Annotated in this window: 17 protein-coding genes; 4 read left to right on the plus strand and 13 right to left on the minus strand. The window is 34.0% G+C overall.

The annotated features are described in order from the left end of the window. Positions 1 to 152 precede the first annotated feature (152 nt). The 3 genes from HM984_RS15255 to HM984_RS15265 form a co-directional block, all read right to left on the minus strand. Positions 153 to 1,775 carry a S8 family serine peptidase gene (locus tag HM984_RS15255; RefSeq protein ID WP_179349789.1) on the minus strand — a complete coding sequence of 541 codons (1,623 nt, stop codon included), beginning with the start codon at positions 1,773 to 1,775 and terminating at the stop codon, positions 153 to 155. Positions 1,776 to 1,888: 113 nt separating this feature from the next. Continuing rightward, positions 1,889 to 3,076: a tRNA 2-thiouridine(34) synthase MnmA gene (mnmA, locus tag HM984_RS15260; RefSeq protein WP_179349790.1), complete on the minus strand. Its 1,188-nt coding sequence runs from the start codon at positions 3,074 to 3,076 to the stop codon at positions 1,889 to 1,891. Positions 3,077 to 3,289: 213 nt separating this feature from the next. Further along, positions 3,290 to 4,000: a toxin-antitoxin system YwqK family antitoxin gene (locus HM984_RS15265; RefSeq protein WP_115810033.1), complete on the minus strand. Its 711-nt coding sequence runs from the start codon at positions 3,998 to 4,000 to the stop codon at positions 3,290 to 3,292. 64 nt (positions 4,001 to 4,064) lie between these two features. Between HM984_RS15265 and HM984_RS15270 the strand changes: the two genes are divergently transcribed. Beyond that, on the plus strand, positions 4,065 to 5,057 hold the full coding sequence (locus HM984_RS15270) for a fasciclin domain-containing protein (RefSeq protein WP_115810031.1): 993 nt from the start codon (positions 4,065 to 4,067) through the stop codon (positions 5,055 to 5,057). A gap of 88 nt (positions 5,058 to 5,145) precedes the next feature. Here HM984_RS15270 and HM984_RS15275 read toward each other — a convergent pair whose 3' ends face one another. The 10 genes from HM984_RS15275 to bshC form a co-directional block, all read right to left on the minus strand. Next, complete coding sequence (locus HM984_RS15275; protein ID WP_257018510.1) at positions 5,146 to 5,562, minus strand: GNAT family N-acetyltransferase; 417 nt, start codon at positions 5,560 to 5,562, stop codon at positions 5,146 to 5,148. A gap of 78 nt (positions 5,563 to 5,640) precedes the next feature. Next, positions 5,641 to 7,557, minus strand: a complete 1,917-nt coding sequence (gene yidC / locus HM984_RS15280; RefSeq protein ID WP_179349792.1) for a membrane protein insertase YidC — start codon at positions 7,555 to 7,557, stop codon at positions 5,641 to 5,643. Between the two features lie 121 nt (positions 7,558 to 7,678). Beyond that, positions 7,679 to 9,298 (minus strand): CTP synthase, encoded by a 1,620-nt coding sequence (gene pyrG / locus HM984_RS15285; protein ID WP_115810025.1) that lies wholly within the window; start codon positions 9,296 to 9,298, stop codon positions 7,679 to 7,681. 348 nt (positions 9,299 to 9,646) lie between these two features. Next, positions 9,647 to 10,264: a LysE family transporter gene (locus tag HM984_RS15290; RefSeq protein WP_115810023.1), complete on the minus strand. Its 618-nt coding sequence runs from the start codon at positions 10,262 to 10,264 to the stop codon at positions 9,647 to 9,649. A 141-nt stretch (positions 10,265 to 10,405) separates the two neighbouring features. After that, positions 10,406 to 10,639, minus strand: a complete 234-nt coding sequence (locus HM984_RS15295; RefSeq protein ID WP_115810021.1) for a DUF3820 family protein — start codon at positions 10,637 to 10,639, stop codon at positions 10,406 to 10,408. 37 nt (positions 10,640 to 10,676) lie between these two features. Further along, on the minus strand, positions 10,677 to 11,216 hold the full coding sequence (locus HM984_RS15300; RefSeq protein WP_115810019.1) for a DUF922 domain-containing protein: 540 nt from the start codon (positions 11,214 to 11,216) through the stop codon (positions 10,677 to 10,679). 100 nt (positions 11,217 to 11,316) lie between these two features. Next, a complete protein-coding gene (locus HM984_RS15305; RefSeq protein WP_179349793.1) occupies positions 11,317 to 13,224 on the minus strand; it encodes a LysM peptidoglycan-binding domain-containing protein in 1,908 nt (635 codons plus the stop codon). Between the two features lie 149 nt (positions 13,225 to 13,373). Further along, positions 13,374 to 14,909 carry a glutamine-hydrolyzing GMP synthase gene (gene guaA, locus HM984_RS15310; RefSeq protein WP_179349794.1) on the minus strand — a complete coding sequence of 512 codons (1,536 nt, stop codon included), beginning with the start codon at positions 14,907 to 14,909 and terminating at the stop codon, positions 13,374 to 13,376. Between the two features lie 151 nt (positions 14,910 to 15,060). Further along, complete coding sequence (locus HM984_RS15315) at positions 15,061 to 16,431, minus strand: pyridoxal phosphate-dependent decarboxylase family protein (protein ID WP_115810013.1); 1,371 nt, start codon at positions 16,429 to 16,431, stop codon at positions 15,061 to 15,063. A gap of 3 nt (positions 16,432 to 16,434) precedes the next feature. Continuing rightward, positions 16,435 to 18,045: a bacillithiol biosynthesis cysteine-adding enzyme BshC gene (bshC, locus tag HM984_RS15320; RefSeq protein ID WP_179349795.1), complete on the minus strand. Its 1,611-nt coding sequence runs from the start codon at positions 18,043 to 18,045 to the stop codon at positions 16,435 to 16,437. A gap of 203 nt (positions 18,046 to 18,248) precedes the next feature. On the opposite strand from bshC, the gene HM984_RS15325 reads away from it, so the two are divergent. The 3 genes from HM984_RS15325 (at position 18,249) to HM984_RS15335 (ending at position 24,385) form a co-directional block, all read left to right on the plus strand. After that, a complete protein-coding gene (locus HM984_RS15325; protein ID WP_179349796.1) occupies positions 18,249 to 20,732 on the plus strand; it encodes a M14 family metallopeptidase in 2,484 nt (827 codons plus the stop codon). A 15-nt stretch (positions 20,733 to 20,747) separates the two neighbouring features. Continuing rightward, entirely contained in the window at positions 20,748 to 21,398 is a 651-nt protein-coding gene (locus tag HM984_RS15330) for a peroxiredoxin-like family protein (protein WP_179349797.1), read from the plus strand. Positions 21,399 to 21,562: 164 nt separating this feature from the next. After that, positions 21,563 to 24,385: a M16 family metallopeptidase gene (locus HM984_RS15335; protein ID WP_179349798.1), complete on the plus strand. Its 2,823-nt coding sequence runs from the start codon at positions 21,563 to 21,565 to the stop codon at positions 24,383 to 24,385. Positions 24,386 to 24,401: the final 16 nt, after the last annotated feature.

A 24,401-nucleotide genomic window follows, 5' to 3' on the forward strand; every position in this document is an offset into this window, starting at 1 on the left:
TTATATCTGTTGTAAAAACGTATAAATTTCGGCAATTCAAGTGAATTTCACGATTGAAAATGAGGATAATTTTTATTGTACTAAGGGAATTATAGTTCATGCTGCTCTCTATACGATTTCTCACAACTCGAAATCACTCGAACTAACGTAAATTATTCATTAGAACTTTTAATAAACTTTAATGTTTTTGAAATGTTCTGAGATGAATATCTAATCAAATAAATTCCTGCTGTAAAACTTGAAACATTTATGGTTTTAGAATTTTCGGTTATAATCTGATTCAAAATTTCTTGACCTAATTGATTATAAATTGAAACCTCTAATTGATTTACAGTTGAGGGTAAGACGATGTTCAAATTCGATTTTACCGGGTTTGGATAAAATTTAAAATCACCAAGCTGTTCCTCTTTAATTGATAGCGCTAAGTTTTTTGCCAAATCTAAATCCGGAATTCCAAATCCTAAAAAATCATCTGGTGTATTGAACTGTGAGGCTGATTGCCTAACGTAATCTTTTATTTCGGTTGGTGAAGCATCTGGTAATGCTTGCCATAACGACGCGATACCACCACAGAGAATAGGACTACTAAACGATGTACCATTATTTTGAACGATACTATTAAATTCACTAACCACATAAGCGGCTCCACCTCTAGCTACCACATCTGGCTTTTGATAGCCAATTTGAGCTGGCCCACCTTGCGAGCTAAACGACACAAAATTTCCATTTCCATCTACGGCTCCAATAGACAAGACATCTGGTGAATCTCCGGGTGCACCAACAGTTTGCCAATCTGTTGCACCAGCATTACCAGCACTAACCACTACTAAAATTCCCTTCTCTGCAGCTATGGAAGCTCCTTTTGAAATATAAGCGGTTTGACCATTCATGTCAGAAGGTGCATAACTGTAATTAGAATTATCATAAGTGGTATATCCTAAAGACGTATTAATGAGATCTACTCCCAAACTATCGGCACGCTCAGCAGCTTCTACCCAATAACTTTCTTCTACCGGGTTTTCACTACCAGCATCTTCTGTTCTAAATAAATAATAAGACGCATCTGGTGCTGTTCCTACAAACTGATCTTGTACAAATGCAGCCATTGTACTCAGTACTTTTGTACCATGATTACTTCCTGTAAATGCATACACATCTGAGGTTCTATCTACAAAATCATAACCATTTAATAAATCATTATTATCTCGTAAACGCTGAAATGCGCCCATAGTATTTACATTTGGAAACCCAGAATCCATAACAGCAATAGTAATGCCTTCACCTGTAAAGTCTGCTAAATGGAGATTATCTACATTAATCATTTCTACCTGATTTTGTGTATCTCCATAAATAAAAGCAACGGTTCCATCTTCTATTTCTGTTTTGCTTAATTGTGATGCACTTCTTGACGACGTATTCAAGTTTTTATTCGCGAAATCAATACTTTCAACAAAAGTTAAGTTGCTTAAAGCGTTAATATTTTCTTCAGTCCCTCTAACATGGATAGCATTAAACCACTTCGATTTTGCCAAAACCGTAATTCCTGTTTGGGCTTTTAAATCTGAAATGTAAATTTCATTGACTGGCACATCGCGTTCATCAATAGTAATATTATGCCTCTGTTTTCTGTCTATTGCTTTTTGAGTAAGAATACTTGTAGGATTTGCTAGTGCTGTTGAAACATTTGGTTTGTCAGTAAGATAAATCCAAGCGTCTTCTTGAGCAAAGCTATTGGTAATAAAAATTAAAAGTAGTATTGTAAAACTGTTTTTCATAAGACTATACATCTAACTTGTTATCGAGATTATTTTCAACTAGAAAACAGTTAAAAATCACTCGAACTGACGATCTCTATATAATCTATCAGAAAAATTTATTTAAAGCCAAGTTAAGAAATAACTCCTGAACCTAACAATTCGTCTTCTATATACCAAGCCACAAATTGACCTTCGGTAATTGCGGATTGTTTGCTTTCAAATTCCACATACATCCCTGAAGCGACTTTATGCAAAGTGGCTTTCTCTAAGGTTTGTCTGTAACGGATTCTTGCCATGACTTCCATGGTTTCTCCTTCGTTTATTGCTAAATCTTCACGCACCCAATGCAATTCTTCGTTAGTCACAAACAATACATTTCTGTATAAACCAGGATGTTGTTTCCCTTGACCTGTGTAAATTACATTGTCTTTTACGTCTGTATCTATAACAAATAAAGGCTCTACTGTACCTCCAACTCCTAAACCTTTACGTTGACCTTTGGTAAAATAATGTGCGCCTTGATGTCTACCGACTACTTTTCCGTCTGCTAAACTATAAACCGGTTTTTTAGACAAAAATTCTAATTCGTTTTCTTTTGAATCGAATTCTGGTAGCGCTTGACTATAAGTTTCAAACGTATCTGACACCTCTACAATATCACCTGCTTTGGGTTTTAATTGTTGTTGTAAAAATTCTGGTAATCTTACTTTTCCTATAAAACACAAGCCTTGAGAATCTTTCTTTTCAGCCGTAATTAAATCTTGAGCTTTCGCAATTTCTCTTACTTCTGGTTTTTGTAATTCACCAATAGGAAATAAAGCTTTCGCCAATTGTTGTTGAGATAATTGACAAAGAAAATAGGATTGATCTTTATTATCATCTGCACCAGCTAACAACTGATGGATTTGGTTTCCATCTTTTTCGATGATTCCTTTTCTGCAATAATGACCTGTTGCAACGTAATCTGCTCCCAACTCTAAGGCGATATCCATAAAAACATCGAACTTTATTTCACGGTTACAAAGTACATCTGGGTTTGGTGTACGTCCTTTTTCGTATTCATTAAACATATAATCTACAATACGCTCTTTGTATTGTACGCTTAAATCTACCGTTTGAAAAGGAATACCCAATTTGTCCGCCACCAACATGGCATCATTACTATCTTCTAACCATGGACATTCATCAGAGATGGTTACAGAGTCATCATGCCAATTTTTCATAAACAGCCCAATAACTTCATACCCTTGCTCTTTTAAAAGATAGGCTGCAACACTAGAATCTACTCCTCCTGAAAGTCCTACGATGACTCTTTTCATATTAATTACCTGCCAAAGCAGGTATCTCTTTTAATTAATAACTAGTGCTTTTTTAAAAACACCCTTAAAGTCCCGTAAAGGGGACAATCTAAAAACATGAACATTATATATTCATAATGTTTTTGTTCGAAAAACTTCGGCAAAATTACAAATAAAAAAGGCAATCCTATTAAGATTGCCATTCTGAAATTCTATAGAGCGCATAGCTTTAAGCTATTCTTTCTTAAATAAGACTTCTTGTGTGGTATGGTCTATTTTTTTGGAGAGTTCACCATCCTTATAGTATTTCCAAATGCCGTTTTTCTGACTTTTAATATAATTTCCTTCTGAAGTTATATTACCTAAAGCATCATAATTAATCGTTTTACCTTCCAACTCATCGTCCTTATAATGTGTATGTCTTAACACGACACTTTTTTCGGAAAACCATTTTGATTCACCATCAAGTTTACCATTCTTATAATTGGCACTTTCTGCAACGACTCCATTTTTAAAATACACAAAGCGCTCACCATGCAGTAATCCCTCTTCATTATAATTCTCTACAATCATTTTAGCAGCAGAATTTTTATGATAAAATGTCCAAGGCCCCATAAATCGTTTGCCATTCATTTTACCTTCGCTAATCACTTTCTTATTTGAAGCTAGGAAAGTAACATTAGCAATGCTGTCGCTTTCATTAAAGACTTTTATCGCACTTAGCACACTTTTTCCTGAAGACAAGGTGTAAAATTTGAATGAGTCTATTTCCTTTCCATGTTTAAAAGTTCCTTCATAACGTTTCTGTTTGGTGTTATGATAGTTTTTAGTCCATGTACCGTGCCTTAGTCCGTCTTTATCAAATTGATTGACTGAGTTTTGCGCATAAGCAGATGTTAAAAATAGTGTTAAAGTGAAAAGCGTAAAAACTTTTTGTTTAATCATTTTGTATTTTTGTTAAACAAACCGATTAAGGTTTGAATGTTGAACAATATAAAAACTCAAAACAATGAAAATTATTTCAAAAAACTTCAAATTACTTACAGTATTTCTATTGGTTATAGGTTTTACGTCTTGTAGTGATGATGATGATAACACAACATCACCAACTCCTACAACTGTAGTTGACATCGCTTTAGAAAACAATTTAACGAGCTTAGCTGCTGCATTGCAAGCCACTGACTTAGTAACAACCTTGCAAGGTGAAGGCCCTTTTACTGTATTTGCACCTAGTAATGCTGCATTTGCACAATTATTAGCCGATACTGGTTTAGATCTAAACAATTTATCTACAGCAGAAAACGCCTTAGTAAAAAACATTTTATTGAACCATGTAATAATCGGATCAACAGTAACATCAACTAATTTAGTTGACGCTGGATCTGGTTATACGAACACGGCTGCAACAGGACCTAATGGAGCTAACTTAAGTTTATACTACACAACATCGAATGGCGTGATGTTAAACGGTTCTTCTGCGGTAACTAATGCTGATAACCTTGCTAGTAATGGTATTGTACATATTGTTGATGAAGTCATTGGCTTACCAACAATTGCGACGTTTGCGACAACCAATCCTGCTTTATCAAATTTAGTAGCGGCATTAGCATTGGCTGACACTGGTACACCAACAGTACCATACATTTCTACAGTTTCTGATGCTTCTGCTGGACCATTTACAGTATTTGCGCCAACAAATGACGCTTTCGCTAATTTATTATTAGAGTTAGATCCTTCAGGAAATACTACTCTTGGTGATTTAGCACCAGCAACAGTAGACGCTGTCTTAACGTATCATATCGTAAGTGGTAACATACAATCTAGTGGTTTACCAAATGGAGCTGTTATGACTCTAGGTGGAGAAATTACTGCTGACAACACTGCGTTTACGTTAACAGATTCTAACGACCGTGTTAGTAATATTGTGACTAGCTTAGTAGATATTCAGTCTATGAATGGTGTTGTGCATGTCATTGACAAGGTACTTTTACCAATGCAATAAAAGTAAAATTAAGGTTGACAGCCTCACTTTAAATACGTTGATTAATTAGTTAAGTAAAGGCTCAAACTGTAAAAGGTTTGAGTCTTTTTTATTGTAATACTTTCGAAAAGTAAATCCGTCGATGCCCTTTTGGGAAATCTTTAATTTCACCAATAATTTCGTAGTTATTCTTAATATAGAAACCTTCTGCTTGAAAATCAAAAGTATCAACCATTGCCATAGTTGCTCCTCTTTTTGTAGCTTCCTTTTCTATATAACTTAAAAGCTTAGTTCCTAAGGCCTGTTTTCTATAGCCTTCATCGACCCATAAAATTTTAATCTCTAAACCATTCCAATAGTTAATACCAGCTAAAACACCACCTATGACATCGCCTTGTTCATTTTTTATACAGAATTCTAAAGGTGTCCAAATAGGCGATAATGCTGCGACCTTATCTAAATTATAAGCGTTAAGACCATCAACGATTATTTTAATATCTGCTTTGTTACAAAGATCAATTATCATCTGCATACTATTTTTAATAAAATAGCCTCAACAAAATGTTGAGGCTATAAATCTTATACGAATAGAAAGTTGAAATACTTATTTCTTCTTTCCTTTTTGTTGTGACTGCTTTTGCTGTTCAGCTTGCTCCATCATTTCAGCCATTTTCTTCTGAAACTTGTTTTGTTTCTTAGGCTTCGTTTTGCTGACTTCAATTTTAGCTAACACTTTATCCTCATCAATTATGTAGTTTTTAATTACTAACATAATACCAATACTAATTAAGTTAGAGATAAAATAATACAAACTTAAACCTGATGCGTAGTTGTTAAAGAAAATCAACATTAAAATTGGAGAGAAGTAAATCATATACTTCATCATCTTAGCCATATCTGGCATCCCTTCTTGTGTTGGTTGTGTTGCCATTTGCTGGCCAGTAGTCATTTTCATGTAAAAGAAAATAGCAATTGCAGCTAAAATCGGAAATAAAGCCACGTGATCTCCATATAATGGAATGTGAAAAGGTAAATCTAAAACCGAATCATAAGAACTTAAATCGTCTGCCCATAAAAATCCTTTTTGTCTTAACTCAAAAGCTGTTGGGAAAAACATAAATAAGGCATAGAATACAGGAATCTGCATTAAACCTGGCAAACAACCACTAAGCGGACTTGCCCCTGCTCGGCTTTGAATAGCCATAGTTTCTTGCTGTGCTTTTAACTTATTGTCCTTGTACTTTTCTCTTACAGCATCTAATTCTGGCTTTAAGATTTTCATCTTAGCTTGCGACAAGAATTGCTTATACTGTACAAATGATAGTACAATTTTAACCAAAATAGTCATCACAATAATTGCAATACCATAAGATGGTAAGTGTTGACTTAAGAAACCAAATAATGGAATGAATAAAATTTTATTGATCCATCCAAAAATTCCCCATCCAAAAGGGATACTTTCTTCTAAACCTTTATCATAATCTTTTAAAGTAGCGTTATCTGTAGGTCCATAGTATAAACCTAAGTTTTGATTTAATTCTCCACCATTAAAAGCTAATGGCATTTTAGAAGTATATAACTTAGTATATAAAGTATCTATTTCTTCATCCTCTACTAAATCTAAAGAGGTCAATGTTACTTTTTTAAACGAGCTATCGTTAGCTACTAAGATAGAACTAAAGAAATGCTGTCTGTAAGAAAGCCATTCTACATCATCAACAGTTTCATCATCATCACTACCTTGTGATAATTTATCAACTTTACCATCATCGTACATGTACGTTAATCTGGTATAACGATTCTCGTAACTTATACTTTTAGAATGACGAATACTTTTTTGTTTCCAATCTAATTCAATAGGTTGCGATGTATTAAATACCCCACTTAAACCTTGAGATCTAATTGAAAAATCAATCATATAATCATTAGGCTTCAACTCATACCGGTATTCTAAAAATGCCGTTTCAGACACTTTAAGTTTCATAGAAACAATAGTGTTCTCGCCACTTTTAGTGACACTTGGTTGAAAAGGAAAATCTTGTGTATTTAATGTTCTATTATCCGAAGTACCAAATGTAATATTAAAAGCACTATTATTATCCCTCACCATATAAACTGGCACAGAATCGTAATCTACAAAGTTTCTCAACTTTACTTCTGCTAAGTGACCGCCTTTAGTATTAAACTTTAATTCGAAAACATCGGTTTCAACCGTTGTAAATTTGTCACCTACAGTTGGTAAGGTTAATGCATAAGCAAAAGAACCAACTTTATTTTGAAGTGCAACTTTTTGTGTAGAATCTAAAGCTTGCGTATTTGTAGAATAATCCGAAGACGACGTTACTAAAGTTTCATTTTGCTTACTTTGATTTTTTTCAGCTTCAACCTGCTCTTGTTCTGCTATTTTCTGAGCTTCAAGTTCTTCTGGACTTGGTTGATTTTGATACATTATAAATAATAATATACCAAAAATAAGGACAAAACCTATTATTGATTTAACGTCGAATTTCTTTTCTTCCATCTTTAATTTTCAATTTTAGACCTGTCATGTTTTTTAAATCTGACAGGTCTTATATGATATCAATTGAACAACCCAAAAAACTGTCCAAAATGTATTTTACGCCAAAGTGACATATTAATTATTACTTTTTCTTCTTCTTGTATTTTAGAGCAGCAGCCACAAATGCTACAAATAACGGATGTGGACTTTTTACTGTACTCTTATATTCTGGGTGATATTGCACACCAACGAACCAGTCGTTTTCAGGAATTTCTACAATTTCTACTAAACCAGTTTCAGGATTAAGGCCAGTAGCTTTCATTCCTGCTTTTTCAAATTGGTCTTTATAATCGTTATTAAATTCAAAACGATGTCTGTGTCTTTCTGTAATCGTTTCTGAATTATAAACTTTATAGGCAATACTATCTTTTTCAATATTACAATCCCAAGTTCCTAAACGCATAGTTCCTCCTTTATTAACCACACCTTTTTGTGATGCCATTAAATTAATTACAGGATTTGGAGTACGCTCATCCATTTCAACAGAATTCGCGTCTTTAAGGTTTAGTACGTTTCTAGCATATTCTATTACTGCCATTTGCATACCTAAACAAATTCCTAAAAACGGAATATTTTGTTCGCGCACAAAACGCACAGCATCAATCTTACCTTCAATACCACGTTCACCAAAACCTGGAGCTACTAAAACACCATCTAAATGACCTAATTTGAATTCTATATTGCTCTCTGATAAATATTCAGAATGAATTGGTTCTACATTAACCTTAACTTCGTTTTCTGCTCCTGCATGAATAAACGATTCTAAAATAGATTTATAAGAATCTTGAAGCTCTACATATTTACCAATTAAACCAATGGTAACTTCACTCTTAGGATTCTTATGACGTTTTAAAAATTCGTTCCAACGTTTTAAATCTGGCACATCACTTTTAAGTTGTAACTGATTTAAAACTACTTTATCCAAACCTTCTTCTAACATTAAGTTTGGTACATCATAAATAGTAGAAGCATCAATAGACTCTATAACCGCTTCCTTTTTTACATTACAAAAACGTGCAAGTTTGGTTTTTATACCATCACTAAGTGGATGTTCTGTTCTACAAACTAAGATATCAGCTTGCACTCCACTTTCCATTAATGTTTTTACACTGTGCTGTGTTGGTTTGGTTTTTAATTCACCTGCAGCAGATAAATAAGGCACAAGAGTTAAATGTATAACACAAGTATTATGCTCACCTAAATCCCATTCTAACTGCCTAACAGCTTCAATGTATGGTAAAGACTCAATATCACCAACGGTTCCACCTATCTCAGTTATAACGATATCATAATCTCCAGAATTTCCAAGAATTTGGATTCTACGTTTAATCTCGTCTGTAATGTGTGGAATGACTTGTACCGTTTTTCCTAAAAACTCACCACGTCTTTCTTTATCGATAACACTCTGATAAATTCTACCAGTAGTTACGTTATTAGCTTGTGATGTTGGTACGTTTAAAAAACGTTCGTAATGACCTAAATCTAAATCTGTTTCGGCTCCGTCATCCGTAACATAGCATTCTCCATGCTCGTAAGGATTTAAGGTACCTGGATCGATATTAATATATGGGTCTAATTTCTGAATGGTTGCTCTGTAACCTTGTGCTTGAAGGAGTTTAGCTAAAGATGCAGCTATTATGCCTTTTCCGAGAGAAGAAGACACGCCGCCAGTTACAAAAATATACTTAGGGTTTGTGGTCATGATACGCTTTTAAACGCAGGCAAAATTACGAAATTTAATGAGTTATTCTCTATTTGTTTATGGTTTGTTAATATGTTATTATTTCTATCGTTAAACACAAACGAATTAGAACCTTAGCTACTGAATGACAAAACATTACAAACAAGCACATAACGCACATTTCAATCTTATGATATACTTAATTTACTTTTAAAAGCAAAAGGTATTTCCATATAGAATAATTTAACCGAATATATAAGGCAGTTACGCTACGGAAGAAACAGTAATCAGACTTATTTATCTTTAATAATAACTAAACAAAAATGCTCTTTTAGTTCTAAACACTCCGTCTAAAAACACAGAGCTGACTTAAATTAAATAAATGAGATTCCCCATAGCAACTACACCTGTTAAGCACCCTAATATAAAATCCATTTTAGTTGCTATAAAAGTTAGTTTATGCTCTATTCTACTAGCGACTGTGGCATAGATAGCGTATAATATAAACGAACCAAAGGTTGAACCTATTGAAAAGTAAAAACTATTTAAAAAAGAGTATTCAAAATAATCTAATCCTATTAAAAAAGAAATCGCTGTAAAGTAAAACGGAATTGCAAAAGTATTGAGCAGCGACATACCTATGCCATGAAAATAAGCTTTAGACTTCTTAATTTCCGTTTTAATTTTCTGTTTTTTTAAAGTAAAATGTAATCTAAAAAAATGAATAGAGACCAAGAATAAAATCCCTGTACCAATTTTTTGTATAGTAGAAATATATTCAGAATTTTTCATTAGAACACTTGATAAATAAGCGCCAATATTCGCTTGAAAAAATAATACGGTCGCAAAACCACCAATGAGATATAAAGCCGATTTCCGTCCACTTTTTAAACTAAACTTAACAACAGTCAAATTCAAAAAACTAGGGACAATACTACCGGAAGCGGCAATAATAAATCCTAACAACAAGCACGTAAAGAAGATCATAATTTGTGTATTGTCGCAAATAAACAACTTCAACTTTTATTCTATTGCTGCGTTTCATCATTGCTGTAACTCAAAAGAATTTCCTAAACAGATTACCGTGATTCTATAACCTCTAACTTGAGTTTTACTCTGAAAACAGTATTAACGCTGCTTTTTAAAATCCCTACGAATCGTATAAATCAACTCTTCTAAGCCATTGATTTTTATTTCGCACATCTGTGCCATCATACGACCAAGTTTTCCTTCAGGAAATCCTTTTTGTTGATACCAGATGTAATAATGTTCTGGGACGTCTATTAAGTATTGATTTTTGTATTTGCCAAATGGCATTTTGTAATGTGCCAATTCAATTAAAACTGTGCCGTCTAATTCCATTTTTAATTAAATTTTAGTGTAGATAAAAGCTCCTAAATTATTGTGACTTGTAGTCTTCAAATTTCTTAAGTTCAATTTGAATTGTTGTTTCCCATTCCTCTTGCATTTCAATATTCATAGAATGGTTAGTTTGCTCATCGTAAAGTTTTTGAGTTTCATTTACGGCTTCATTAATTTTAGCATGTAGCCTGTTCATCTGCTCTTTTACATTTTGATTAACAATCAACTTTGTTATTTGTGCTCTAAATTGACGTGCATAAAGTTCTGTAATATCAAAATGTAACTGTTCATGAGCCAAAACATGAGGGTTTCCTTTTTCCTTTATGTACCAAGACTTATTTGGATAAAAGTGCGCTTCTACAGTGGTAGAGAAGTCAACGATTCTTTCTCCAGACGTCTTAACGGCATATCCAAAAGTAATACCTGACGCAGTAACAGCAACAGCATTAGACGTTAAACTTGGTGGCGCTTTAAAGTCGGCCCAAGTTAGCTTGGTTTTTTCATTCCAAGTTACAGATTCTTCATGAGACGTACCTCCAAGAAAAAGTAAGGTTATAATTATAAGTAGGTTTTTCAAGAGTAATTATTTCGAATTAAATGTAAAATCTTTTTCGATATTAGAATACTAAATACGCTATAAGACTAGGAAATTACTATCAATAACCTTTTTTAACGACTTACTCAGCCTTTACAATTCTGAGGTCATCATACTTTACAATATATACTGCTTCATTAACATAACCGCCCATTAAGGCTTTATTATATCTGAATTTATTTTCGATATATTCCGTTTCAATTGAATCTATTGATGCTTCATATAGGTTTTCAGCAGAAGCCAATCGCATTAAAAGATCTAAAGTAATATCAAATCCACGCGCTACATATTTGCTTGGGGATACTCCATATTCTTTACGGTACCTATCTACGAAACCATTTGATTTCGATTCGTCAAAATCCTTATGTACAGATGGGTAATGAAATTTAAGATGAGACAAATTATTATTGTCTATATCCTTCCCTTCAAATGCTTTCCCTTTGTTTAGAGTTGCTAATACAATTTCAGTTTTATTTACAGCAAAACCATTAAGCATACTAATAACACTAGAAGCTAAAGATGTGTTTTCAGTTTCTAAAAACACAACCGTTTTACCGGCAGAAAACACATTTTGTAAATTAGAATGATAAATATAATAGGCATCTTTTGTCTTATCTTTTTTATCTTTTTGAGTTAAGATTAGCTTAGAGTTTGGAAATTGTTTTTGTAACGCTTCACTACTCGTTCTGTGCGCATGATCTGAAATAATAACCACTTTAGTCTTTAAACTATCCGCTTTTACAAAATCGATCATTGTTTTACTTAACAACTTATTTTCTGGTAAGGTTTGGAAGACATTACTATAAACTTGCTTTGGCTTGTTCATAGCGGCAATAACAGGAATATTATCGGCTTTTAATGTCATTGCGACACGGTTAAAACTATTTTCTTCCATTGGACCAATCACAGCATCATAATCAGAAAAATCATTATCAGCTAAAATATCCGCTGTTTTTGAAACATGATAACGCGTGTCAAAAACCTTTAAATCTGTTGAAATCCCTAATTGCTTAGCAGAATCTAAAGCCATCATAACACCAACGTGAAAATCTAATACTGTAGATAATAAACGTGTTTCTTTTATCTTCTGTTTGGTTTCTTCAACCGCATCTACATCAATTCTATCGAGACGATACGGTAACATTAAGGCTATTTTTTTAGTCTTAAAATTGGTTAGATTACTTTTTAAGTTTGTGGTTTTAACAATTTCTAAGCTACTCGTTGTGTCAACATTTGCTGGTACTTTTAATACCATTCCTGCTTTTAGACCTGTCTCTTTTAATTCAGGATTTAATTTTTCTAGTTGTTCTTGAGTTAAATTTAATTTTACTTTTAGTCTAAAAAAACCTTCTTTAGGTAACACTTCGTAATACCCAAAAGTCGATTCAACTTTTTTTTCTTCGTTATCACCAATATTAGGTACGTTTAGCTCATCTCCTGGCTGAATGGTTTCATTCATAAATGGATTCAAAGCTTCTAACTCAGTAACAGAAATTCCAAATTTATAAGCAATTCTCCACTTCCCTTCCTTAGCCTGAACCGTATATTTTTTTACGGTATTATTTAAGGTTTGTTTAGATACTTGCGTTCTGTATTTTGGTATTCTAATTTTATCGCCTTTTTTAAGATTTTCAGAATACAAAAAACGGTTTGCTTTTTTAATTTCTTCTTCAGAAACATTGTATTCTTTTGTTAATCCGTATAAGGTTTCTTTACGTTTTACTTTATGATTTTTATAACCAATAAGTTCTCTACTATCTTCTACAATAGCGTTATTCTTAACTTTAGAGTTTGGAATAATTAAAACTGTATTAGGCTGAAACTTACGTTTAGCATCCGGATTTAGTGCATAAATATCAAACGGAGTCACTAAATAACCCTTGGCAATACTTTCAATTGTTTCACCTGGCTTAACGGTGTGCTCAATGTAGTCTTGAGCACTTAGACCAATTGTAAAAGCAATTAAAATGATGGTTAAGATATTTTTCATGAATTCTATTTTACTGTAAATGGCTATTTAAAACAGTTTACTTTTTTACTTTATACAGTGATTGAGACTGCAAATCGACTACGTTCAGTGATCAGTGACTTTTTTTTGTTTTTTCACTATATACTGTACCTGTAAACTGATAACTTTTTTTACTCCCACTCAATAGTTGCTGGTGGTTTTGAACTGATGTCGTAAACAACTCTATTCACACCTTTCACTTTATTTATAATTTCGTTTGATGTTTTTTGTAAAAACTCATACGGTAAATTCACCCAATCAGCAGTCATTCCGTCTGTACTTTCTACAGCTCTTAGAGCGACACATTTTTCATAGGTACGCTCGTCGCCCATGACTCCCACACTATTCACAGGTAATAGCATTGCACCTGCTTGCCATACTTTATCGTATAGGTTCCAAGAACGGAGATTATTAATAAAAATAGCATCAACCTCTTGTAATATACGTACTTTTTCAGCGGTTAGATCTCCAAGAATCCGAATTGCCAAACCTGGACCAGGAAAAGGATGACGACCTAATAACTGTTTATCCATATTCATAGAAGCTCCTACGCGTCTAACTTCATCCTTAAATAAAGCTCTTAATGGTTCTACTATTTTTAATTTCATATAATCTGGCAATCCACCAACATTATGATGACTTTTTATAGTCGCACTTGGTCCTCCTGTTGCCGATACACTTTCTATCACATCAGGATAAATAGTACCTTGAGCCAACCATTTTACATCTTTAATTAAATTCGCCTCAACATCAAAAACGTCGATAAATGCGGATCCAATTGCTTTTCTTTTAAGCTCAGGATCACTCAACCCTTTTAAAGCATCCAAAAAGCGTGCCGAAGCATCTACCCCTTTTACATTAAGTCCCATGCCTTCGTATTGATGTAATACATCTTCGAATTCATTTTTTCGTAATAATCCGTTATTTACAAAGATGCAATAGAGGTTTTTGCCAATAGCTTTATGCAATAACATGGCAGCTACAGACGAATCTACTCCTCCTGATAAACCCAGGACCACTTTATCGTTTCCTAATTGCTCCTTAAGACTATCAACGGTTTCTTCAACAAAAGATTGTGGTGTCCAGTCTTGCTCAACCTTCGCAATCTTAATTAAGAAATTGCTTAAAAGTTGATGACCATCCGTAGTATGGTAAACTTCAGGATGAAATTGAATGGCATACGTTTGTTCACCTTCAATTTTATAAGCTGCATTCTCAACGTCGCTTGTACTTGCTAAAAGGACCCCTCCTGTTGGTAGTTGCTTTATGGTATCACTATGACTCATCCATACTTGACTGCCTTCGTGTATGTTCTCGAAGAAATCCTCATCAGGCTTAATAAAAGCTAAATTTGCTCTTCCATATTCTCTTGTATTGGATTCCGCAACTTTACCACCAGAAAAATGGGCTAAATATTGGGCTCCATAACAAACGGCTAGCATCGGTTTTTTTCCTCTGATGTCTTCTAAGTTAGGATGAAGCACTGCTTCTCCTCTAACAGAGTTTGGACTACCAGATAGAATTACCGCTTTAAAGCTTTCTGAATCTGAAGGAATTTTATTGTAAGGGTGAATTTCGCAGTAGATGTTTAATTCTCTAACGCGACGCGCAATAAGTTGTGTGTATTGCGATCCGAAATCTAATATTAGGACTTTGTTGTGTTGCATGCGCAAAAATAAGGATTGATTTGGAAATTACGTTTTATGATTTATAATTTTTTGGATTAAGTTTTTAACATAAAACCAACTTTTGTGTTATTAAGTTAATATCACAAAACCATCAAATAATTCATTCATTTAACACGTCATTACGTTTCAATTAGATCATAGTTTCTAGAATCATCGCAATATCATTTTCAGTGGTATCAGGATTGATAAAACAAAAACGCGAACAGGTTTCATACGTATCCCCATTTTTCCATTTAGTTGGTGTCACTAATGCGAATCCTTTTTCGTGATTTTCATAAGTCCAATGTGTGTAATCTTCGGGCTGCCAACCTATTCTTCGATAAAGTACGCAAGACAGACTTGGCTCTCGCACCAATTCTAAATTGGGATGCGCTTCTATAAGTCGTCCTGCAATTTGTGCTAATTCTAAACCACGCTCAACCGCTTCCTTGTAACGATCTGTTCCGTGGGTTGCTAGTGAAAACCATAATGGCAATCCCCTAACGCGTCTTGTTAATTGAATTTGATAATCGGTTGGATTAAATCCATGTGCACCTTCATCTTTAAAAATTTCGAGATACGAGCCTTGTTGCGAATGGGCATTTTTTGCCAATTCCATGTTTTTATAAATCACAGCTCCACAATCGTAAGGCGAAAACATCCATTTATGTGGATCTATAGTAATACTATCTGCTTTTTCAATACCATTAAATAAATGACGAACCGAATCAGCAACTAAAGCACCTCCTCCATAAGCAGCATCAACATGAAACCATAGATTTTCATCTTCACATACTTTTGAAACACTTTCTAAATCATCAATAATTCCTGCATTGGTTGTTCCTCCTGTAGCTACAACTGCAAACAAACATTTGCGTTGATGTGCTGTTAAAGTAGCAATAGCTTCCTTTAGAGCCTCGCCTGTTAAATGCTCTTCAGAATCGACCATCACAATATCTACATCAGCGACTTTTGCCATGGCTTTTACAGATGAGTGCGCTCCAATAGACGTAATAATTAATCCTTTTTCGCGCTGATATTCTGGGTTTTCTCTCCAATGTTCTCTTGCTGTAACAATGGCTGATAAGTTAGCTGCTGTACCTCCACTTGTAAATACCCCAAATGCTCCTTCTGGTAAACCTGTTAAGGACACCATCCATTTCATAGCTTCATTTTCGCAAAATATACCTCCTGCACCTTCCATCCAATAGGCTCCGTGAATGCTCGATGCCGACGTTATTAAATCGAACATAATGGCTGCTTTGGTTGGTGACGCTGGTACAAACGCTAAATTACGAGGATGATCTACAGGCACATTTGCAGTTGCTAAATGCTCTTTCCATAAGTTAAAAGCATACTCTCCTCCGACTCCTTTTTCGGTTATAGTTTCACCTACAGCTGCTTTTAATTCTTCAGATTTTCTTGGTTTTCCGATTTTATGTTCTGTTGCTGAAACTCGTCCTATGACATATTTCATAACATCTAAGGTCATTTCAACAAGTTCAATATCAATTTTATGCATGAATTATTCTAAATTAAGAATTAAAAACTCACCTTTTAAAGGTTCTAAGGCTTTTAGTATTTCAGGAATTAGCTGATCACCATATTCTAAATACAATTCTGAAAAATTAGTATTTCGTTCTTGTAAACTTTGACCAGGAAACAATTGCTCTTGTAGTTCTGTACAACGTTCTATTTGATCTGCTAATTTGCGTTTCTGAGCTAATAACAATCGCTTTTCTAATTGTTTCAATCCTTTTATTTGCTTGACTTCTTGCGATTTTACAGCACCAACAAAAGATTTATCGGTTTGGTCTGCTAAATCATAAAGGCCTTTAAATTGTGATTCTAAATGTTGAATTTGCTCTGAAAAATCAATATCTATATTCGAAATTTTTCGAACTTTTTTATTGATAAATGAATGCCTATCTAAAAATAAATCTTTGTTTGAAATATTTAAATTTTCAAGTTTTGAGGCTTGTTTTTTAGATGTCACTAAAGCTGAGTTTCTTAATAATAACATTGGAAATGTCACCTTCTGCGCTTCAAAATTAGATTTTAATTGTAACCAATAAATCATTTCTCCACCTCCACCAATGTAACATAGATTTGGTAAAATGACTTCTTGATATAACGGACGCATGATGACATTGGGTGAAAATCGCTCTGGCATCTCATCGAGGTGTTCTAGCAGCTCACTCTTGCTCCATCTAATATCAGTATCGAGTACTGAATACACTCCATCACTTTCTATAATACGTTCTCGTAAACCATCTTTAATATAAAAGAGGTTGATTTCTCTTGGGTTTACCTGAATCTTTAATTCTAAATCTTCTAACTTCTTATTAGTTTCAGAAACGGTTTTAAATGCTGTTTGCTCTAACATTTCTTTTTGCATCTGCGGAATAAACAAACGTTTCAGTTCGCTATCATCTGCATCTAAAATTACTAAACCGTGTTCTCCAAATAACTGGTTTGCCAAATAACGAGTCGCATCCGCTAAATTATTATGATGAAGATACCCTTCCTTAAACCATGCTTTTAATTGTTCTGCGTTTTTTCCTGCTCCAAATTCTAAAGAAATCACTTCAAAGACCTCATCTAAACCTTTAGTATCAAAATGACCAACTGCTCCGGTTTGTTTAGAATTCCATTGTATTTTTTTCCCTTTAAAATTGAAATAATTTATTTCTTCAAAATCATGATCCTCCGAAGCCATCCAATAGATTGGCACAAAATTGTATTTTGGATATGTTTCTTTTAACTGCTTGGTTAAATTTATGGTTGAAATAATTTTATACAAGAAATAAAGTGGTCCTGTAAATAAATTCAACTGGTGACCTGTAGTAATTGTAAACGTATTTTTAGAAGCTAAGCTTTGGATATTCTCAGCAGTGGCACCTGAGGTTTCAATATCTTTATATTGCGAAGTTAAAGTGTTTACTAACACCTGTCGATTCTCGGCAAAGTGATCATCAATATTTGATTGCTTCTCTTCTATCTGAGCTTCAAAATTTTCTAATAACGGAAAACGATTATAAAAGTCGTTTAATTCCGGTTTTTGGTCTAAATAATTACAGATAAAGTCTGAGAAATAGTTGGTATCCCTAAATAGGATTGTGTTTTTGTTAGTCATAACTAATCAATTTTTGAATTAATAAAAATATAATTGTCATATTGTTGAGCCTGACCAACTCCAGTAGAGGTACAAATATATAAAAAAGAACTTATAGATTTCATTTTTCAAAGATATGTAATGGAATATATTTTAGACTTAATTTTTAGTTAATTCAGTTTCACTAACTATCTTTACTAGCTTTCAATCAAAAAATTTATTAAATGCAAAAATTAATTTTAGTTCTTATAGTCGTTTTTGGCAGCTTCCCCTTAACAACTGCTCAAACCATTTCATCTCCAAGTGACTTTTTAGGTTATGAAATAGGCACACAATTTAGTCGAAATCATCAAGTTATCGATTACTTTAAAACGGTTGAAAAACAAGTTCCAAACCAAGTAAAACTAGAAACCTACGGTAAAACAAACGAACGAAGAGGTCTGTATTTAGCTTATATTTCTAGCGAAGAAAACATTAAAAATCTTGAAACAATTCGAGAAAATAATTTAAAAAACATCGGATTATTAGACGGAGAATCTTCTGCAGATGACATTGCCATTGTGTGGTTAAGTTATAATGTTCATGGTAACGAAGCATCAAGCTCAGAAGCGGCAATGCTCACCTTATTTAAATTACTTACTGAAAAACAAGAGTGGCTTAAAAACACGGTTGTAATTATTGATCCTTCCATGAATCCGGATGGTCGTGATCGTTACATCAATTGGTATAATGAAACGGCAAGTCAACCTTATGATATAGACAGACAAGCCAGCGAGCATAATGAACCTTGGCCAGGAGGACGACCAAATCATTACCTTTTTGATTTAAACAGAGACTGGGTTTGGGCATCACAAGTAGAAACACAACAACGTTTAGAAGTGTATAATAAGTGGATGCCTCATGTGCATGTCGATTTTCATGAACAAGGCATTAATGAACCGTATTATTTTGCGCCTGCCGCAGAACCATTTCATGAAGTGATTACCGATTGGCAACGTGATTTTCAAACCGAAATTGGAAAAAATCACGCTAAATATTTTGATGCTGAAGGTTGGTTGTTTTTTACCAGAGAACGTTTCGATTTATTTTATCCGAGTTATGGCGATACCTATCCCACTTTTATGGGAGCTATGGGAATGACTTACGAACAAGGTGGACATGGTATGGCAGGATTAGGGATCTTTAATGATGAAGGTCACGTTTTAACTTTAGTGGAGCGCTTAACGCATCATACAACCTCTGGACTTTCAACGGTTGAAATGGCTTCAAAAAATGCTAAACAACTAAATACTGAGTTTGCTAAATTCTTTGACAATTCCAACTTAAAATATAAAAGTTACGTTTTAAAAGGGAATGAAGATAAATTGAATAGCTTAAAAACACTTTTAAACAAACACCATATCACATTCGAAAATGCCACAGCGTCTAAAGTTTCGGGCATGAATTATGCTACTGGAAAACAAGGTTCTCTAAACATTGACAGTAGGGCTTTAGTTGTTCACGCCAACCAGCCAAAAGGTAAAATGGTAAAAGCCTTATTTGAACCAAATGCTAAACTTTCGGATTCCTTAACTTACGATATCACAGCTTGGTCATTACCTTATGCTTATGGATTAGAAGCGATGGCGAGCACTACCAAAATTCCGAGTGAAGAACTTTTAAGTAAAAAAGAACTGCAAACGTTAACCGATACTTACGGCTATGTTAGTAAATGGAATTCTATGGATGACGCACAGTTTTTGGCAGCGCTATTGAAACATAATTTCAAAGTTCGTTTTACCGAAAAACCTTTCACATCAAATAACAATAAATTTGAACGTGGTTCATTAATCATTACTAAAGGAGACAATAAACACATTAAAAACTTCCTAGAAACCTTAAATACGATTGCTCAAGAACAGGCACAACACTTAACGCAAATTAATTCAGGGTTTTCACAAACGACTCCTGACATAGGCTCTCCAGACATTAAATTGGTGAATAATCAAAAGGTGGCTGTACTTTCTGGAGAGGGTACATCGTCTTTAAGTTATGGTGAAGTTTGGCATTTCTTTGAGCAGCAATTGCACTACCCTTTAACCTCAATCAATACAGATGATTTTGGAAGCATAAATTTAGACAAGTACCATGTCTTAATTCTTCCGAATGGTAATTACAGAAAAGTATTTACGGAAGACAACATGACTAAACTTAAAGACTGGGTACGTGCTGGAGGTAAAGTGATTGCTATTGATGGAGCACTGCGAAGCTTTGCTGGTAAAGATAATTTTAGCCTCAATTATAAAAAACAAGAAGATGACGTTAAAAAGAAAGACAACCTAACCGCTTACGCAGATCGTGAACGCGAATACAGTAACAACTTAATTACTGGAGCTATTTTTAACGCAAAAGTAGATAATACACATCCTATGGCTTTTGGCTATGACGACAATTACTTCACACTAAAATTAGGCAGTACGGCGTATAGTTTATTAGATAGTGGCTACAATGTAGCTTACTTAAATAACACCAAAGTATATTCTGGTTTTGCAGGACAAAATGCATTGAAAAGTTTAGACCAAACCTTAGTATTTGGTGAAGAACATATGGGCAATGGTAGTTTTATTTACATGGTAGATAATACACTTTTTAGAAGTTTCTGGGAAAATGGAAAACTGTTTTTAGTGAACTCTATTTTTATGGTGAATAACAATGCTTATGAATTATAGTTTAAAATATAACTAATGAAAACGTTAAAAGAACAAACTGACGCTAAGATTGCTGCTGGAAGAAAAGCAAAACCTGACTTTATGAAAGGAGTTGATGAAGCCATTGATAAAGCAAAAGCTTTCGAACAAGGATCTAATGCTCTTAAAATAGGAGAAAAAGCAGTAGATTTTAAATTACCAAATCCACAAGGAGAATTAATTTCATTATCCAATTTACTAGAAAAAGGGCCAGTAATTATTACATTTTATCGCGGTAGTTGGTGTCCTTACTGCAATTTACAACTAAGAGCTTTACAAGCTAAACTAGACGACATCCATAAATTAGGAGCGACGTTGGTTGCTATTAGTCCAGAAGTGCCAGATGAATCCATGACAGCAAACGAAATAAATAACATGGAATTTACAGTGTTGTCTGATCAAGATGCAAAAGTTGCTTCACAATATGGTGTGGCTTGGGAAGTTCCTGAATTTTTATTGGATCACATGCGCGTAGATAGACAACTCGATCTTAAAAAAATCAATAATGGCAATGCTAGTGTTTTACCAATTCCGGCTACGTTTATTATAGGAATTGATGGCAGAGTAATATGGAACTATGTCAATGTGGACTACAGAACACGCTCTGAACCAGATGACATTATTGAAGTGCTTAAAAATCTGAGTTAATAAACGAATGCTATAATTCATAGTACTATTTATAAATTATCATTAGTGTTAAAAAGTCAGATGCAGTATTCAAAAGACAGAAAAACTATTATATCAATTTCAAAAATTTTCAAATCGCATTCAACCTGTTATAACATAAATCATCATCACTCAAATACATAATTATGAAACACATCAAATCAATACTTTTAGCCTTTTTAGTGCTTTTTACAATAACGTCTTGTAAAGAAAACGACACCAAAGAAACGACTCCAGAATTTAAAGTCGAGTACGAAAAATTCACTTTAAACAATGGCTTACAAGTCATTCTTCACGTCGACAAATCAGATCCTGTAGCAGCTGTAGCATTAACAGCGCATGTAGGATCAGCACGCGAAAAAACAGGCAGAACTGGTTTTGCACATTTATTTGAGCATCTTTTATTCTTAGAATCTGAAAACTTAGGCAAAGGTGGTTTAGACCAAATGAGTGCTCGTATTGGAGGTTCTGGCGCTAATGGTTCTACAAGTCAAGATCGTACCAATTACTTTCAAACCGTACCAAAAGATGCTTTAGAAAAAATGATTTGGGCAGAAGCCGATAAACTGGGTTATTTTATAAATACAGTTACCGAACCTGTTTTAGCTAAAGAAAAACAAGTGGTTAAAAACGAAAAACGTCAGCGTGTAGACAACCAACCTTATGGTTTTAATTCTAGTGTAATAAATAGTAATCTATACCCTGAAGGCCATCCATATAGTTGGGAGGTTATTGGATCCTTAGAAGATTTACAAAACGCAACATTAGACGATGTAAAAGAGTTTTACAAACGTTGGTATGTACCGAATAATGTGACCTTAACCATTGCTGGAGATATTGATGTAGCGCAAACGAAAGAATGGGTTAAAAAGTATTTTGATGAAATTCCACGAGGAGAAGATATTCCTAAAATGGAAAAGCAACCAGTGACATTAAAAACGTCTAAACGCTTATTTTATGAAGACAATTTTGCACGTGCACCGCGATTAACAATGACGTGGCCAACCGTTTATGAATATCACCCAGACACATATGCACTAAGCGTATTATCGCAATACTTAACTGAAGGTAAAAAAGCACCATTATATAAAGTGTTAGTTGAAAACCAACAGTTAACAAGTAATGTCGGCATGTATCAAAGTTCTTCCGAAATAGCCGGACAATTAATGTTAAGGGTTACAGCATTCGATCAAACCAACTTAAATACCGTTGCTAGTGCTATTAATGAAGGTTTAAGAGATTTTGAAATGAATGGGATTTCTGAAACGGATTTAAATCGTATAAAAGCCGGACAAGAAACATCATTCTATAAAGGATTATCAAGTGTTTTAGGCAAAGGGTTTCAATTAGCACAATATGAAATTTTTGCAGGTGATCCTGGTTTTATCAATCAAGATGTGCAACACATTTTAGCCGTCACTCCAGAAGATGTGATGCGTGTTTACAACACATACATTAAGGATCAGAATTTTATTGCTACGAGCTTTGTTCCAAAAGGACAAATGAACTTAGTTTTAGATAATTCTCAGCAGGCCGTTGTAGAAGAAGAGCAAATAGTTGAAGGTGCTGAAGATACTTTTGATGCAAGCCTAGCCGCAGAATACGAAAAAACGCCAAGCAGTTTTGATAGATCTGTAGAACCAGAATATGGAAAAAGTCCAGATTTAGTAATTCCTAAAGTATGGAAGCACAACTTAGATTCTGGAATCAAAGTTTTTGGTATTGAAAACACCGAAGTGCCATTAGTAGAATTTGAATTGGAAATAAAAGGGGGCTTACTATTAGAACAAACCGATAAAGTTGGAGTGTCTAACCTGATGGCCAATTTAATGAGTAAAGGCACAAAAAACAAAACACCAGAAGCTTTAGAAAATGCCATTGAAAGTCTAGGCGCTCAAATTTACAGCTATGCCACAGATAATAGTGTCACTATTTCTGGAACGACCTTAGCAAAACATTTTGATGCGACTATGGCTTTAGTGACTGAAATTCTTTTAGAACCACGTTGGGATGAAGAAGAATTCAACTTACTAAAACAAAGTACGATTAGTGGAATTCAACGCCAAAAGGCAAATCCAAATAGTATTGCTGCTAATGCATTTGCAAAGCAATTATATGGCGAAAACAACATTTTAGCGTATAACAATAATGGTACAGAAGCATCCGTAAATGCGATTACGATTTCAGATTTACAAAATTTCTACTCGACTAAATTAACTCCGAAACTCACGAATTTACACGTTGTAGGTTCAATTTCAGAAAACGATGTTATCGCAGCTTTAGAAACTATCAATACAACTTGGGAATCTAAAGATGTTGTCATTCCAGAATTACCACAAGCTATAACACCAGAAACATCTAAAGTATTTTTCTATGATGTACCTGGAGCTAAACAATCGGTTATCGCATTTGGGTATCCGTCTTTAAAAGCTACTGATACGGATTACTATGCTGCGTCTGTAATGAATTACCGTTTAGGTGGTGGTAGTTTTGCGTCACAATTAACGCAAGAATTACGCGAATCTAAAGGCTACACTTATGGAATTAGATCTGGATTTGATGGTGACGCTAACACAGGAGAATTTTCAATTAATAGTTCTATTCGTACTAACGTGACTTATGAATCTGCCGCTTTGATTAAAGAGATTTTAGAAAATTATGGCACCAATTATAGTGAAGCTGATTTAGAAATCACAAAAGGATTCACCTTAAAAAGTAGCGCTCGTGCGTTTGAAACTTTAAGTTCAAAATTAAACATGTTGAGTAATATTAGTAACTATAGTTATGCAGATGATTATGCCAAACAACGACAATCTATTGTAAAAGATTTAAGTGTTGACGACATTAAAGCACTTGTTGAAAAGTACATAAAACCAAATCAAATGATTTATGTGATTGTTGGTGATGCCGAAACTCAATTAAGTAAATTAAACGAATTAGGATTTGGTGACGCTGTGTTGTTGAATTAAAGTAGTAACGCTTATA

Source organism: Winogradskyella pacifica (assembly GCF_013403915.1).
GTDB lineage: Bacteria > Bacteroidota > Bacteroidia > Flavobacteriales > Flavobacteriaceae > Winogradskyella > Winogradskyella pacifica.